At 46.3% G+C, this 14191-nt stretch carries 12 protein-coding genes and 1 pseudogene; 11 read left to right on the top strand and 2 right to left on the bottom strand.

The window, feature by feature from the left end; translation table 11 throughout:
• The first annotated feature begins 170 nt into the window (after positions 1-170).
• On the top strand, positions 171-3344 hold the full coding sequence (locus H7T88_RS26160) for a bifunctional cytochrome P450/NADPH--P450 reductase (protein WP_221791239.1): 3174 nt from the start codon (positions 171-173) through the stop codon (positions 3342-3344).
• A gap of 171 nt (positions 3345-3515) precedes the next feature.
• Here H7T88_RS26160 and H7T88_RS26155 read toward each other — a convergent pair whose 3' ends face one another.
• Together H7T88_RS26155 and H7T88_RS26150 are read right to left on the bottom strand one after the other, a co-directional pair.
• Positions 3516-3941 carry a hypothetical protein gene (locus H7T88_RS26155; protein WP_221791238.1) on the bottom strand — a complete coding sequence of 142 codons (426 nt, stop codon included), beginning with the start codon at positions 3939-3941 and terminating at the stop codon, positions 3516-3518.
• Between the two features lie 209 nt (positions 3942-4150).
• Complete coding sequence (locus H7T88_RS26150) at positions 4151-5440, bottom strand: Gfo/Idh/MocA family oxidoreductase (protein WP_090920758.1); 1290 nt, start codon at positions 5438-5440, stop codon at positions 4151-4153.
• Between the two features lie 125 nt (positions 5441-5565).
• Here H7T88_RS26150 and H7T88_RS26145 point away from each other — a divergent pair, with 125 nt between their 5' ends.
• From H7T88_RS26145 to H7T88_RS26100, 10 genes and pseudogenes are all read left to right on the top strand, one after another.
• On the top strand, positions 5566-6462 hold the full coding sequence (locus tag H7T88_RS26145) for an AraC family transcriptional regulator (protein ID WP_221791236.1): 897 nt from the start codon (positions 5566-5568) through the stop codon (positions 6460-6462).
• 67 nt (positions 6463-6529) lie between these two features.
• On the top strand, positions 6530-6988 hold the full coding sequence (locus H7T88_RS26140; RefSeq protein ID WP_221791233.1) for a RidA family protein: 459 nt from the start codon (positions 6530-6532) through the stop codon (positions 6986-6988).
• Positions 6989-7489 (top strand): annotated as a pseudogene (locus H7T88_RS26135) (GNAT family N-acetyltransferase); the annotation flags it as partial. It lies immediately after the preceding gene.
• A gap of 33 nt (positions 7490-7522) precedes the next feature.
• Entirely contained in the window at positions 7523-8356 is an 834-nt protein-coding gene (locus tag H7T88_RS26130) for a phosphotransferase family protein (RefSeq protein ID WP_221791231.1), read from the top strand.
• Positions 8357-8378: 22 nt separating this feature from the next.
• Positions 8379-10538 (top strand): class I SAM-dependent methyltransferase, encoded by a 2160-nt coding sequence (locus H7T88_RS26125; protein ID WP_221791247.1) that lies wholly within the window; start codon positions 8379-8381, stop codon positions 10536-10538.
• Complete coding sequence (locus H7T88_RS26120; RefSeq protein ID WP_221791229.1) at positions 10535-11113, top strand: histidine phosphatase family protein; 579 nt, start codon at positions 10535-10537, stop codon at positions 11111-11113. Before H7T88_RS26125 ends, H7T88_RS26120 begins: the two co-directional genes overlap by 4 nt.
• Positions 11114-11118: 5 nt before the next feature.
• Positions 11119-11808: a 3'-5' exonuclease gene (locus tag H7T88_RS26115; RefSeq protein WP_221791227.1), complete on the top strand. Its 690-nt coding sequence runs from the start codon at positions 11119-11121 to the stop codon at positions 11806-11808.
• Positions 11805-12164, top strand: a complete 360-nt coding sequence (locus H7T88_RS26110) for an immunity protein PIM1 family protein (protein ID WP_221791225.1) — start codon at positions 11805-11807, stop codon at positions 12162-12164. Before H7T88_RS26115 ends, H7T88_RS26110 begins: the two co-directional genes overlap by 4 nt.
• A 30-nt stretch (positions 12165-12194) precedes the next feature.
• Positions 12195-12632 (top strand): Imm8 family immunity protein, encoded by a 438-nt coding sequence (locus H7T88_RS26105; protein ID WP_221791223.1) that lies wholly within the window; start codon positions 12195-12197, stop codon positions 12630-12632.
• A gap of 222 nt (positions 12633-12854) precedes the next feature.
• The gene (locus tag H7T88_RS26100; RefSeq protein WP_090920731.1) at positions 12855-13841 is read left to right on the top strand and encodes an ABC transporter substrate-binding protein; all 987 of its coding nucleotides are present in this window, start codon (positions 12855-12857) and stop codon (positions 13839-13841) included.
• Positions 13842-14191: the final 350 nt, after the last annotated feature.

Genomic DNA, 14191 nt, shown 5'->3' with positions numbered 1-14191 from the left:
TTTTTTACTCGGAATTGACCGAATTACGATTCTGGTCAGTTGGTTTTGGGTATGACATATTACACACTACACACACGTGAATAAAAGATGGATTCAACTGAAATCTGATTCAACGCACTATGCTTCAGGACTCATTATTTACATTTGGAGAGAAAGAAGGAGTGAGAGCTATGTCATCCATTTCAGTGCCTCAGCCCAAAACGTACGGTCCACTGGGCAATCTGCCCCAGTTGAATTTTGATGAGCCGACCCAGTCCTTGGTTAAGCTGGCAGGCGAGTATGGGCCTATTTTTCGCATGGATTACCCTGGACGAAGTGAGCTTTATATTTCAAGTGAGAAATATGTAGCCGAAGTGACGGATGAGTCCAAATTTGATAAAAGAGTATGGGCCCCGCTTGCGAAGGTACGTGCTTTTGCCGGAGATGGACTCTTTACCAGCTGGACGGACGAGCCGAACTGGAAAAAGGCACATAATGTGTTGCTTCCAAGTTTTAGTCAACGTGCTATGCAGGGTTATCATAACAAAATGGTGGATCTTGCCGTGCAACTTGTGCAGAAGTGGTCCAGACTTAATCCCGATGAAACGGTGAATGTGCCGGATGATATGACTCGTTTGACGTTAGACACCATTGGTTTATGTGGGTTTAACTATCGCTTTAACAGCTTCTACCGCGAAGAGCCACATCCATTCATTACAAGCATGGTACGTGCATTGGATGAATCCATGAGTTCGTTGCAACGTCTGCGTTTGCAGGACAAATTGATGATCAGTAAAAAGAAACAATTCGAACAGGATATCCGTTCCATGTTCTCGCTAGTGGATCACATCATTGCAGAGCGTAAAGCGCAGCCTCAGGAAGGGGCAGATGATCTGCTCTCTCATATGCTTAGCGGCAAGGACCCGGAGACAGGCGAAACGCTGGATGATGAAAATATCCGGTATCAGATTATTACATTTCTAATTGCAGGGCATGAAACGACGAGTGGTTTATTATCGTTTGCCGTGTACTACCTGATGAAAAACCCGGATAAGCTCGCAAAAGCTCAGGCGGAAGCAGATGCGATTCTGAAAGACCCGGTGCCAACGTACAATCAAGTTCGTCAATTGAAATATATACGTATGGTACTGAGTGAAGCACTTCGATTGTGGCCAACCGCGCCAGCATTTTCGTTATATGCAAAAGAAGATACAATGCTCGGCGGACAATACCCGCTTCAAAAAGGGGACAGTGTCAGTGTGCTCATTCCCAAGTTGCACCGTGACCGTGAGGCATGGGGGGATGATGTAGAGGAGTTTCGCCCTGAACGTTTCGAAGACCCAAGCAAAGTACCGCATAACGCGTATAAGCCGTTTGGCAACGGTCAACGCGCATGTATTGGTCAGCAGTTTGCGCTTCAGGAAGCGACGCTTGTGCTGGGCATGGTCCTGAAACATTTTGACTTCATCGATCATATGAATTATCAGTTAAAAGTCAAAGAGACATTGACACTTAAACCCGATCAATTCATCATTCGTGTACGTTCGCGTGGAGGTCAGCCTGTGATGGCTGTACCTGGTGTGGCTATACAAGAGCCTGCTAACACAGTGAAAAAGGATGAACAAGGTGCTGTAGAAGCACACGATACTCCCTTGCTTGTACTCTACGGTTCGAATCTCGGGACGGCTGAAGGGATCGCTCGCGAAATAGCGGATACCGCGATACACCAAGGTTTCCGCAGTGAAGTGGCTGCGCTGGATGATCGCGTCGGTAGGCTGCCTAAAGAAGGAGCTGTCATCATTGTCAGCGCATCGTATAATGGTCAGCCGCCAAGCAATGCCAGAACGTTTGTAGAGTGGATTCAGCATGCAGATCAGAAGGAATTCGAGGGCGTAAAATATACGGTTCTTGGGTGCGGTGATCACAACTGGGCTAGCACGTATCAGCGAATTCCACGTTTGATTGATGAACAGCTCTCCTCACGGGGAGCCAAGCGTTTATCCTCTCTGGGAGAGTCAGATGCCAGCGGGGATTTCGAGAAGCAGGTCGAGGATTGGACGGAACAGTTATGGCCTGATCTTGCACGAACGCTGGAACTGAATCTGAATACGGGATCAAAAAGTGAACACAGCTCCCTGTCGGTACAATTTGTTAGTGGCAGAGCGGTTACTCCGCTGGTTGAAACCTATGAAGCTCATGTTGCAACCGTGCTGGAGAATCGGGAGCTTCATGATGAAGGGAGCGAGCGAAGCACGAGACATCTGGAGATTAAGCTGCCGGAGGGCATCACTTATAAGGAAGGTGACCATCTTGGCGTTCTGCCGCAAAATCCACCAGAGCTTGTGGAGCGTGTGCTGCGTCGTTACGGTTTCACCGGAACAGAGCATCTGGTACTGGATGCATCGGGGAGAAGCGCGGCGCATCTGCCATTGCAACGGCCAGTGAACTTGTACGATCTGCTCAGCCACAGTGTGGAATTGCAAGAGGCCGCAACACGTGCGCAATTAAGGGAACTCGCTGCATATACGGTCTGCCCTCCACACAAGAAGGAACTTGAAGCGCTCTTGGATGAGACATCATATATGAAGGAAGTTCGTGGCAAACGGATAACCATGCTGGACTATCTGGAGAAATATGAAGCATGTGAATTGCCATTTGAACGTTTTCTTGCATTATTGCCTTCGTTGAAGGCCAGATACTATTCCATATCCAGCTCACCACGGGTACAAGCAGCGCAAGCGAGCATAACGGTAAGTGTCGTAAAGGCATCTGCCTGGAGTGGAAAAGGGATATATAAAGGCATTGCTTCCAATTATCTGGCTGATCTGAAGACTGGTGACGAGGTTGTGATGTTTGTCCGTACACCGGAATCCGGCTTCCAATTGCCTGAAAGATCAGACGTGCCGATCGTTATGGTGGGTCCGGGAACAGGGGTAGCTCCATTCCGTGGTTTCTTGCAAGCGAGACATGTGATGAAGGAACGAGGCGAGCCAGTTGGTGAAGCGCATCTGTATTTTGGCTGCCGCAATCCGGAGCATGATTATTTGTACAAAAACGAGCTGGAAATGGCAGAGCAGGAGGGGCTTGTACAGCTTCATACAGCTTTCTCCAGGATTCAAGGGGAAGACAAATGTTATGTGCAACATCGGATGAAAGAGGATGCACATCTGTTAATTCCTTTGCTGGTAAACGGGGCGCATCTATACATCTGCGGAGATGGCAGTAAAATGGCTCCTGATGTGGAAACAACGCTAAAACATGCTTATGCAGACACTCAAGGTAAGACTGTAGAAGAGGCAGAAGCCTGGCTTAATCAGCTTCAAGAACAAGGTCGTTATGCCAAGGATGTCTGGACAGGTATTTGATTCGATGGAGCGAACGTGTTCTAAGATATGAATAAATACAGCAAGCATGCGTAGCAATGTACGCATCTAGCCTCGCGGTGAGAAGCGGAGACAACCGATTCTCACCGTTTTTTTCTCATGGGCTTGTTGTTTAGTCATCTAACTGGGGTAGCTCTTTCAGCTCGTTCTGATCTATCTACGACGAATACAACCACGTTTCCGCTTCAAGGTTCGCTTGCTAGGGCGATAGATGGACTCTACGCTGGAAAGCGGAAACAGAATACGTGAAGGAACTCTGCCTTTGCCTTGTACCTCAATATAATTGAGTCCAACGCCAACCAGTCTAATATTTCGGAATGCATTGCGGGAAGGAAATGTTGTACGAATGCCAACCCGTATCCCTCGCTGTGTACGTGGAATGTTGAACACACGAATGGAATTCAGGCTAAGCGGAATAAATAATTGATGATTGATTTTGACAAAATTACGAGGGAATACCCGACGGATGCGTCCAGGCTCCAGACCGGAACGCGGGGCGTTAAGCTCAGCAAGATGTCCCTGGAATTGGGCCAACCGTTGCTGGAGTGTTTTGCCTGTACGAAGATGCTGCCAGCTCATAATTTATCCTCCGTTCATCATTTATACCTAGTATATGAACGGAGCAAGGAGGAAGGTGAATACTTGACAGCCCATGTTGATGCCGAGGTGAAAGGTACATGAGACATACTATGGGATGTGAAATAGAATGTGCAATGAAATAAAAATCAGAAAAGGCATCAGATTAGAGATACAAGGTCTCTATCTGATGCCTATTTACATGCACTTTATTAGAATTGCACCAGAGTATCCACTTTAACTGGAAGGCCTGTTGCAATCGCACGATTGGCTGCAATGCCTGTCAAAATCGAGCGGGCGCCATCCACATGATTGGCTGCACGATGGAACGGATCTTCTGACGGTGCGCCGAACAGGTCATTGAGCAGTACAGGGTCGCCTCCGCCATGGCCGCCTTCCTTTTCCTCGACTTCAACGTCATAAGGTGAGCCGAACATCGGAAGTACACGCAGTGTTTTGCCAATCAAAGCGCCTTCCTTGCTTTTGTCACCCAGGGAATTGACGTAGGATTGTTCGATAATACTCATTTCGATACGGCCTTTGGTGCCGTTGATCGCAATGCGGTAACCTTCCCACGGCTGATAAGCAACAAGGGAATACGTCAAGATTGCCTTGTTCCGATATTGGACAAGAACACCCATTGTATCTTCAATGTTGATTCCTTCACCAAATACACTCTGATCACGCTGGTATCCATCTTCAGTCTCGGCATCCAGATACATCGATTTCAGGTGATCATCAGAATCCAGATGCAGTGCAAATGGATCATCCTGTGCGAGCGGATTACCTGTAGCACGGTTGTAGAATTGGGTAACCCCGCGATCCTCGGCATTTTCTCTGCCATAGAACATCAAATCTCCAAACGCAAAGACAGTATCTGGCTGTGAGCCAATCCAAAAGTTTACGAGATCGAAGTGATGCGTCGATTTGTGAACCAGCAGACCTCCACTATTGCGCTTATCCCGGTGCCAGCGTCGGAAATAGTCCGCACCGTGACGGGTATTCAGTAGCCATTCGAAATGCACAGAAGTCACTTTGCCGATGGTATCGTTCAGAATAAGCTCGCGTATTTTCGTGTGATGCGGTGCATAACGATAGTTGAATGTCACGCGTACATTCTGTCCGGTACGTTTTACTGCATCCAGAATGTCCTGACATTTCTCTTCATTTATAGTCATCGGTTTCTCCGTAACAACGTCACAGCCGAGTTCCATTGCTCGAATGATGTATTTATGGTGAGTTCGATCCACGCTGGTCACGATAACGTAGTCGGGCTTCTCGTTCTCAATCATCTGGTCAAATTGATCTGCCAGGTATGTAGGCACCTCAGCATAGTTATATTTTTCTCGCAATAGCTTGTTCGCATAGTTCATACGTACTTGATTGATATCACAAAAGCCGACAAGTTCGGAAGTAGCGCTAAAATCCCGGGTCAAAGCACCATAGAAAAATTCAGCACGACCACCGGTTCCGACTAATACATAACGTTTTTTGTTCCCCACATATATCGCCTCCTTGAATGTAGGTTTAGAGTATAACAAAGGAGCACTTCTTTCACCGCATTTTATGCGTAACCGCTTTCAAACGCCGCATATTTTGCTATAATTGTGAAAAAGGAGAGAGTGACATGACCGAAGCCATTCGTGCAGATTATCATGATGCAACGGATTTATTACATATGGAATACGATCGCCGGATCGGATATTACTCTATGCCTAATGATCATTTTCATGACCATTATGAGTTGTATTATTTACTTTCTGGAGAGCGCATTTATTTTATCAAAGATCGTTCGTATCTGGTCAAAGCAGGTGACTTGGTATTTGTAGACCGCAATACGGTGCACAAAACACTGGAAAGTGGAATGCCGGACCACGAACGAATTGTGCTGTATCTGCAACCTGAACTGTTTGCCGCTATGGCGGTCACGAGTGAGCTCACAGAAGGGTTAACGGAGCCCTTTCGCTGGGACATACCGATTGTGAGATTCCCCGCTCAGGTCGCCAAGGTGACAGAGGAGATTGTGGCAGAAATGGTCCGAGAAATGCGTAACCCCGACGAGGGAAGTGGAATGCTGCTACGTCACCGTGCGCTGGAGCTGTTGCTACACACGTACCGTCACCGTCATCTAGCACGTATACAGTCGGATGATCAGGCCCCTGTCCTTCACCCCAAGATTCAGGTCGTTGTCCGTTATCTAAATGAAAATTATCAGAACCCGGTTACGCTGCCGGAGGTAGCAGACAAGTTTAGGATTAGTCCTCATTATCTAAGTAGGTTGTTCAAACAAACGACGGGTTTTACATTTAGCGATTATCTGAATTTACTGCGAGTGAAGGAGGCCCAGCGGTTACTACGTGAGAGTGAAGAGTCGGTGACCGATATTGCTTTGCTGGCGGGATTCGGCAATTTTTCGCATTTTGGCAAGATGTTCAAACGCTCGGTTCAGATGTCGCCAAGGACGTACAGGCAGGAGTACAATGGACGGGATGGAATTAAAAAAACACAAACAACAATAAACTGATGAGTTAACTATAGTGAGGTAGGGAAAGAATTCAACGAATGCATGACTAAAATAGAGAAGGAGCCTGATGATGAACATAATCGAAGCCAGACTACAGGAACTAGGAATCACGCTACCGCAATCCAGTTCTCCTGCGGGGAAATATGCGAATGCTGTCATTGTAAATGGCATGATGTATGTATCAGGAAAAGGACCGGCTACGGATGAGCGCGGCAAGCTTGGCGTGGAATTTACGACAGAACAGGGATATGATTTTGCCCGGAATGCAGGACTTGAGGTGCTCGCGGTTGTTCGTGACGTGCTAGGTTCGCTTGATCGGGTTAAAAGGGTAGTTAAAGTGCAAGGATTCATCAACGCTTCTGCTTCCTACCAGGAGCATCATAAGGTGCTGAATGGGTTCTCGGATCTGATGATCGACGTTTTTGGAGAAGAACAGGGAATGCATGCCCGCTCTGTTCTCGGGGCCTTTTCTGTCAGAGATCAGCTACCGCTAATTATTGATTCGATCTTTCAGGTGGAGGAGTAGGGTGATGGCGCTGATGTTAATGAAGCGATTCGGGAAAGTGTGGAAGAGCTACGGCCGTGGTTACCTTTTGCAGAGAACATTCCTACATTAGAGGACTCAGAAGCTTCTGTACGTAAAGCCAGACTACAATTTTTGGAACGCAGTGACCTCATGTTACACTTACGCGATAAAGCTACAGATGAGTTTGTGGGCAGTAGCGGTCTACACCGGATGGACTGGAATGCACGCTCTTTCGAGATTGGTTACTGGGTGCGGACCTCCCGGTCGGGCGAAGGTTTGGTTACAGAGGCTGTGCGGGGGATCGAACAGTTTGCCATAGTACATCTGCAGGCCAATCGGCTTGAAATTCGTTGTGATGCCCGAAATGTTCGCAGTGCCAGTGTAGCTAAACGGCTCGGTTACACACAAGAAGGAATATTGCGCAGGATAAAACGAGATCGCACAGATGCATGGGTAGATATGATCATTTTTTCCAAAGTCAGAGGCATTGAGTTTGATTAGCAAAAAATCACACGTACTCAGGGGGATAAGCAGATGAAGCTGATTGGACAAGGAAGAACGGCGGAGATTTACCATTATGCAGATGATCTTATTTTAAAATTATACCGGACAGGGTTCTCAGGAGAAGCGGTACAGAATGAATATCGCATGAGTCAGTGGGTATATGAAAAGGGGTTGCCCGTTCCTCGAGCTGTGAAACAGATGCATCATGCTACACGTACGGGTATTGTATTTGAGCGGTTTGAGGGAACAACATTGTTATCGCTGATGATTCAGCAACCGGAATGGCTGGAGCATCTATCCTACATCATGGCGGCAACTCATTATAAAGTGCACATGATACAGGATGAGGGTAACACATTGCCTTCTCAGAAAAAGATTCTGGAGCACGCGATGCTGCGCGTATCGCTCTTCTCCGATCTTGAACACGAACGACTGATTCACTATTTGTCCGGATTGCCTGAACAGCGGGCGATATGCCATGGTGATTATCATCCTGATAATGTAATGCTAAGCAAGGACGGAGAACAACATTGTGTCATAGACTGGATGACTGGCATGGCAGGTGATCCTGCGGGTGATGTGGCCAGGACATGGGTAATATTAAAGAGCGGCAAGCTGCCGGACGATGCGGAACCTGCGATTCTAGAAGGATTCGAGCGAGCTCGGAATTTGATATTGGAGCAGTATATAGCGCATTACGTCGCTCTTTCCGGGATCACGCGTGAGCAGATCGATGCCTGGATGTTACCTGTCGCTGCGGCACGTTTGGACGAAAGCTTGCCTTTCTCGGAAGAGGAGTATCTCCTTCAGTTTGTGCGGGACAGACTGCGCTTGCTGGATGAAACGGTTCATACAACATCATGAAAATAAAGAGGGTGGAGAATCCATGCTGCACGCGCTGGAAGTGATTCAACGTTATAAATCAGGAAAGACCCAACAACAACATTTGCAAAAAGAGCAACAAGAGCCGCAATGGTTACAATGGTTAGTCGCGGCGGAGAAGCCGCGAATTAATCTGGAGCGTATTCACTCCATTGCCGAACTTCAGAAGACGAATGCGGTATTGGATTACACCGAACGCACACTTCACATGCTGGATGGAATGCAACTTTCGTTCTGGATTCGGGAACTGCTGGAAGAGGTGCTGGCCTGGTCGGAAACCGCAAAAGGGGGTTCACTAGTACAGCGCAGAACGTGGCAACAGCAAGGAATTAACCTGTTTGTACATAATATTGGCTCGGCTCAGCTATATCATCGATATACTACAGAGCAAGAAAATGGACTGGAATCGGCAGCTTCGCCGAGACAGGAGATCATTCGTATTTTAATATCAACACATGGACTGATTGGGCAATACATACGGGGGGAAATTCCGTACGCTGAGAATACACCGTTGCGTGCTTTGATTTCTGAAGGCTGGGTTACTGGTGGTGAACTTCGTATTCTGTTAATGGCTCTGAACCAATGTATTATTGGAGCGGTTGATTCTGGTCTTTGGGAGCAGGTTCAGGATGAAGTAGAGCAAATTGTGGACTGGATTGTGTCAGGAACGGAACATACAGATTGGAGCGTGAAGGAGCGATTATCTCGCCTAAGAAGTAATTCAATCCGGCAAGGTGAGGCGATGGATGAAACGTATGCCAAGCTGAAACAACAGTTTCCTGTGGAGCAACAACTGTCTGCTCTTGCATCGCGTACATTGTGGTATGTGGAGTCAGCCATGCGGGATTTTTCGCTGAAAGAGATGGTCAAGGTGTTTTTACTTGCACTTCATAGCGAAGAGTGGGAGAAGGAAATAGAGGGGCATTCAAAGGACTCTTCATTGACCTCTATACGTCATATCAGCTTCGAACCGTTAATGAACACGATGTATTACGACTATAAGGGTGTCAAAAAGCTAAATATTTACAAGAAACGTATGATTGAAAAATATCTGGAGCAGTATTCATGGGAACAGATTACCGCTGGCGAGCAGTTGCCTTATCCGCATCTGGGGCATCGGATTGAACGGTATCCCGACCTGCCCGATACGTTATTTGTAACCTTTGAATTCTCGCCTGCGGCTGAAAAATTGATTGCTTTTTGCATTGAAGCAGAGAAATCTCCGTTGTACGAACAGGCGGTACTACTTTTATTTGATCTGTTTGGCCTGCGACGGGATGCGTATGATCGGTTCCACAACGAAGAGACGTACCTTTCGGATATGAATAGCTCGGGAGACTACAAAAAAGTGCTCCTTGACTATATGGTGGGCAAACGTGTACTTGATATCGGCCCGGGTGGCGGTGTGTTGCTGGATTTGATTGAGCAGGAGAAGCCCGAGGTTGAAGCGATCGGCATCGATATTTCGGCCAACGTAATCGAAGCGCTGGAACGCAAGAAGCAACGGGAGTCCCATCGTTGGCATGTGATGAAAGGGGATGCCCTGCAACTGGATCAGTATGTGGAACCGGGAACAGTGGATACGGTGATCTTTTCCTCTATCCTGCATGAGTTGTATTCATATATTGAGCGTGACGGACGCAGATTTAATACTGATACGGTGGCGGCTGCGTTGCAAAGTGCTTTTCAGGTGCTCTCGCCGGGCGGAAGAATCCTTATTCGGGATGGTATTATGAGTGAACCGGAGTCACAAAAACGACGAATTCGATTCATGGAGCCGGATGGGTTAAGCTGGCTGGAACGTTATGCAACTGACTTTAAAGGGCGCGGGATCAGTTACGAGCGTCTATCCGATAATGAGGTGATTATGCCAATTAATGATGCGATGGAGTTTTTGTACACGTATACCTGGGGGGAGGAAGCCTATGTACATGAAGTTCAGGAGCAGTTTGGTATATTCACACCGCAAGCCTATGAGAAATGCATACGCGACACGTTAGGGGAGCAAGTGGATATCATCATGCTACGTCATTTCCTGCAAGAAGGGTATACCGAAGCTTTGGCAGATCGGATTATTTTTATGGATGAGAAGGGTAAACCTGTCTCCTTGCCTGACAGCACCTGTCTGATTGTGATCGAGAAGAAGGGCAGAGTAGATGCATGAGCGTAGAAGCTTATACAAGCTTGTATTTTGTGCGACATGCAGAATCCAGGTTCATCGAAGGTCAAGAGCGCGAACGTGGACTGACTGAGCAAGGGGATTTGGACGCGGAAAAGGTCGCTCAGCTTTTGCATAAAGAGGACGTGGAGGTATTTTACTCCAGTCCTTATCTCAGGGCTGTACACACCATTCAGCGTCTGGCTGACTTGTGCGGAAAGTCTGTATTCATTGAGGAAGATTTACGTGAGCGTACGCTGTCTTGTTCCCACGTAAAACATGATGATTTTCATGAAGCCAAGCGGCAGCTGTATCGTGATGCCACCTTTGCTTTTCCAGGTGGAGAGTCTGGTATTCAGGCTCAGAAGAGGGCTATTAACACCATTGAAAAAATGTTAGGCGAGCACAGGGGGAAAAAGGTCGTAATCGGTACGCATGGTGATATCATGACCCTTATTTTTCAGCATTATAATCTGAGTTATGGTTTCGATTTCTGGAAGGGCACGACGATGCCGGATATCTACAGGATGGATTTGGATCAAACTGACAAGATGCTTCAGATTACACGAATGTGGGAGTGAAAGATGTGAAAATCACGTTTTTGCCGGGTACATATACGGTGGACGAGCTAAATGTGACACCGCTACAGGATAGAACATACTGCATATTTGATCTGGAAGGAACAGGTATTGATGTAGCTGTGGAGAGTGTCACTCAGTTTGGTGCAGTACGTTATAAAAGGAGCGAGGGAGCCAGTGCAACTAGTTTCTCTTCTCTGGTTCGTTCATCCAAACCAATTCCGGCAGCGGTGGAGAAACTCACTGGTATTACGAATCAAGCGATGTCACAGGCTCCACTTTTTAAAGAGGTTTACGAGCGATTCTGCAGCTTTATCGGAAATCAAGTGCTCGTGACTCATGCGGGATACGAATATGATCTGCCCATGCTGGAGCGTCATTGTCAAGAATTCGGGTTAACCATGTTTACTAACCATGTGCTGGATACCAAAGCGATGTTTACATATATTCATCCAGAGGTACCGGACGTTATTTCAACCGATTTTCTTATCGCATATTACGATCTGAACACAGAAGGCATTCACAGACATGATGCGCTGGCGGATTGTGGCATTATTGCTCGTATCTTCGAATGTGTACTTAAAGAATACGAGGAACGGGGATTAGATCATTTTATAGCAGATTCTAGTAAACACATAAAGCGGTTTGTTATACCTGAGATGTATTTGAAGAAAGAGTATAAGGGAGTGACGGAATGAGCAGAAGCGATGTAAGCAAATTATTGCAAGATTTGAAGGATGGACGCTTGCTGAACGAACACAATTTTGAAGGACTGGATGTTGATGCATATCTGGACCAACGTGATGAAGACCCTTTTGCAGATGAGTGGATGCAGGCCTATGAACACTATGCCGGCGACTCGACCGTTGCCGAAGATGAAGTGTTGCGACAGATCAGGGAGACTGCGTTTAAACGAACACTGGCCTTAACAGGTGAACCGGAGTTAGCGGGATATGTCAGCGATGATTTTGGATTGATCGGTTGTTACTTGTTACAAGGTGGCGAGCAAAATGGGTTTGTGGAACGGTTGTATGAGGGTTACGTTAAGGCGTAGGGAGATTAGGGAAATATGAGGTGCACTAATATGATCCAACCCGTACTAAAAGATATTGTCATTACAGGAAATCCTAACATCCATGGCAAATTAGAGTTCACAGAAACAGAAGATATTGGAGATGACTTTTATTTGTCAGGTACCGCTTGTATTGGAACTGAAGATGACACAGGTGCGTATAATTTTGACTTTGGAATAATAACCCCAAAAGCGCTGGAAAGAGAACTTAAAGAGAGCTCAGATATTATAACGGGTGCGAAGTGTTTTATCGTTAGTCGGCTAGATTTTGAATTGATTACTAATAAAATAAATCAAATACTTCTACAGCACGAAGGAGACACGTGGGAGGATATTGCCGTAAATCTCGCGCCTTATTTCGATTGGGAATATACCGGTTCAGTACGCTTAAATAGTGAGGAAGAGCTTCTTGAGATGATTAGAAGACATCAGGAAGAGAGTCTTAATTAAAACACTTGTAGATAAACAGCCCCTGCATTCGTTTGCAGGGGTTATTTTTTATCAAGAATGCTTCGTTTGTATAAAAAAGAGTCTTCAAATGTGTATTGTGACGACACAGCTACATCATGTACAATTCACCTACAGAGTTTTATGAGAATGATTATCATTATAGATTAAAGTATTCTGTTCTCATGATGACATCTACAGATTACACATAGGGGGAAATGCATGATGGTAAGGCTAAGCAAAGTAATTCAAGGGTGGTTGATGTTGTTATTGCTCACTGCAATGGTGATATCCGGTTGTAGCGCAAATACGGAAACGTCAGCACAACAGGGAGAAGCCAAGAATAGTACCTCTGTAGAAACGGAGGCTCCAAACAACGAGACACGTGTTGTGAAGGACGAGTTTGGAGAAGTAACGATCCCTGTCCATCCACAGCGGATTGCGGGTATCTATGTCGAGGACTATCTCAAGGCGCTGGATATTACACCGGTTGTACAGTGGTATCATCCCACTTGGGGAGTACAGGATTATTTGAAGTTAGATGCGCCAAAGTTTGATACAACAGGCAGCATCGAGGCACTTTTGCAATACAACCCGGATCTGATCATTGTGGACGGTGGGGTAGATGCAACACAATACGAACAATATAGCAAAGTAGCCCCAACCTACCGTCTGCCGGAGAGTGTTCTTCAGGACTCCAATCAGGTATTGACGACCATTGCCGATATTGTAGGGCAGCCAGAAAAAGGGGTAGCATTTGAAAAGCAATTCAAACAAAAAATCGCAGATGCGAAAGCAAAATTACAACAAACCATCGGAAATGAGACGGTTGCGGTTGTGAGGTTAAACGTAGCAGACAAAGGATTGGCGCTATTCGGGGTCAAAAATCGGTATACCGGATTTGTTTACTCTGATCTTGGACTCACTCCACATCCACTTGCACGAGATATGAAAGAGTACCAAGAGATTCTGTCCGAAGAGGCGATTCCGAGTCTGGATGCCGATCACATTATCGTGTTTCCTTCGAACGGAACCTGGGATTCCGCAGAAAATCAGGAGGCCATCCACATGTTGGACGGAAAACTGTGGCAGTCGCTTCCGGCAGTTAAAAATAAACATGTCTACATGATGGAAAGGTCTCAGTGGCAGTCCGGAGCAGTCATTGCAAATTCCATGAAGATTGATGATTTGTTGGAAAAGATGACGCCATAACTTGTGAATTGAATAGAGAAAGTTCTTCAGCGTGGCTTGAAGAGCTTTCTTTTTTCGTTTACACTAAATCTAATTGATAACAATTCTCATATAAGGAAGATGGATGCACAATGTACGCTTCAATACAGCACATCATGACCAAGCCATGGCTCTGCTCCTTACAACGTATACAATACGTAAATTATACATTGGAAACAAGCTCAACATATTCAGTTCAGCAAACGGAAACTCATTCTTTTATTATTGTGGTGCAAGGAAGGGGCGTTCTAACGTATTCTGAGGGCCAAACAAAGCTGGAACCGGGTTCCAGCTTTGTTTGGTGCGCGCAGATGTTTCTTTCTCTGTAACAG

The organism is Paenibacillus cucumis (ex Kampfer et al. 2016), from assembly GCF_019748695.1.
Taxonomy (GTDB): Bacteria; Bacillota; Bacilli; order Paenibacillales; family Paenibacillaceae; genus Paenibacillus; species Paenibacillus polysaccharolyticus.
Note: the sequence above shows the minus strand (reverse complement) of the source record. Positions and strands in the feature narration are given on the sequence as shown.

What these genes read in the sequence shown, in the direction of transcription:
- H7T88_RS26155 (WP_221791238.1), bottom strand. Translation starts at nt 3,941, where the DNA reads ATGAGCTGGCAGCATCTTCGTACAGGCAAAACACTCCAGCAACGGTTG.
- H7T88_RS26120 (WP_221791229.1), top strand. Translation starts at nt 10,535, where the DNA reads ATGAGCGTAGAAGCTTATACAAGCTTGTATTTTGTGCGACATGCAGAA.
- H7T88_RS26100 (WP_090920731.1), top strand. Translation starts at nt 12,855, where the DNA reads ATGGTAAGGCTAAGCAAAGTAATTCAAGGGTGGTTGATGTTGTTATTG.
- H7T88_RS26105 (WP_221791223.1), top strand. Translation starts at nt 12,195, where the DNA reads ATGATCCAACCCGTACTAAAAGATATTGTCATTACAGGAAATCCTAAC.
- H7T88_RS26160 (WP_221791239.1), top strand. Translation starts at nt 171, where the DNA reads ATGTCATCCATTTCAGTGCCTCAGCCCAAAACGTACGGTCCACTGGGC.
- H7T88_RS26130 (WP_221791231.1), top strand. Translation starts at nt 7,523, where the DNA reads ATGAAGCTGATTGGACAAGGAAGAACGGCGGAGATTTACCATTATGCA.
- H7T88_RS26145 (WP_221791236.1), top strand. Translation starts at nt 5,566, where the DNA reads ATGACCGAAGCCATTCGTGCAGATTATCATGATGCAACGGATTTATTA.
- H7T88_RS26125 (WP_221791247.1), top strand. Translation starts at nt 8,379, where the DNA reads ATGCTGCACGCGCTGGAAGTGATTCAACGTTATAAATCAGGAAAGACC.
- H7T88_RS26140 (WP_221791233.1), top strand. Translation starts at nt 6,530, where the DNA reads ATGATGAACATAATCGAAGCCAGACTACAGGAACTAGGAATCACGCTA.
- H7T88_RS26110 (WP_221791225.1), top strand. Translation starts at nt 11,805, where the DNA reads ATGAGCAGAAGCGATGTAAGCAAATTATTGCAAGATTTGAAGGATGGA.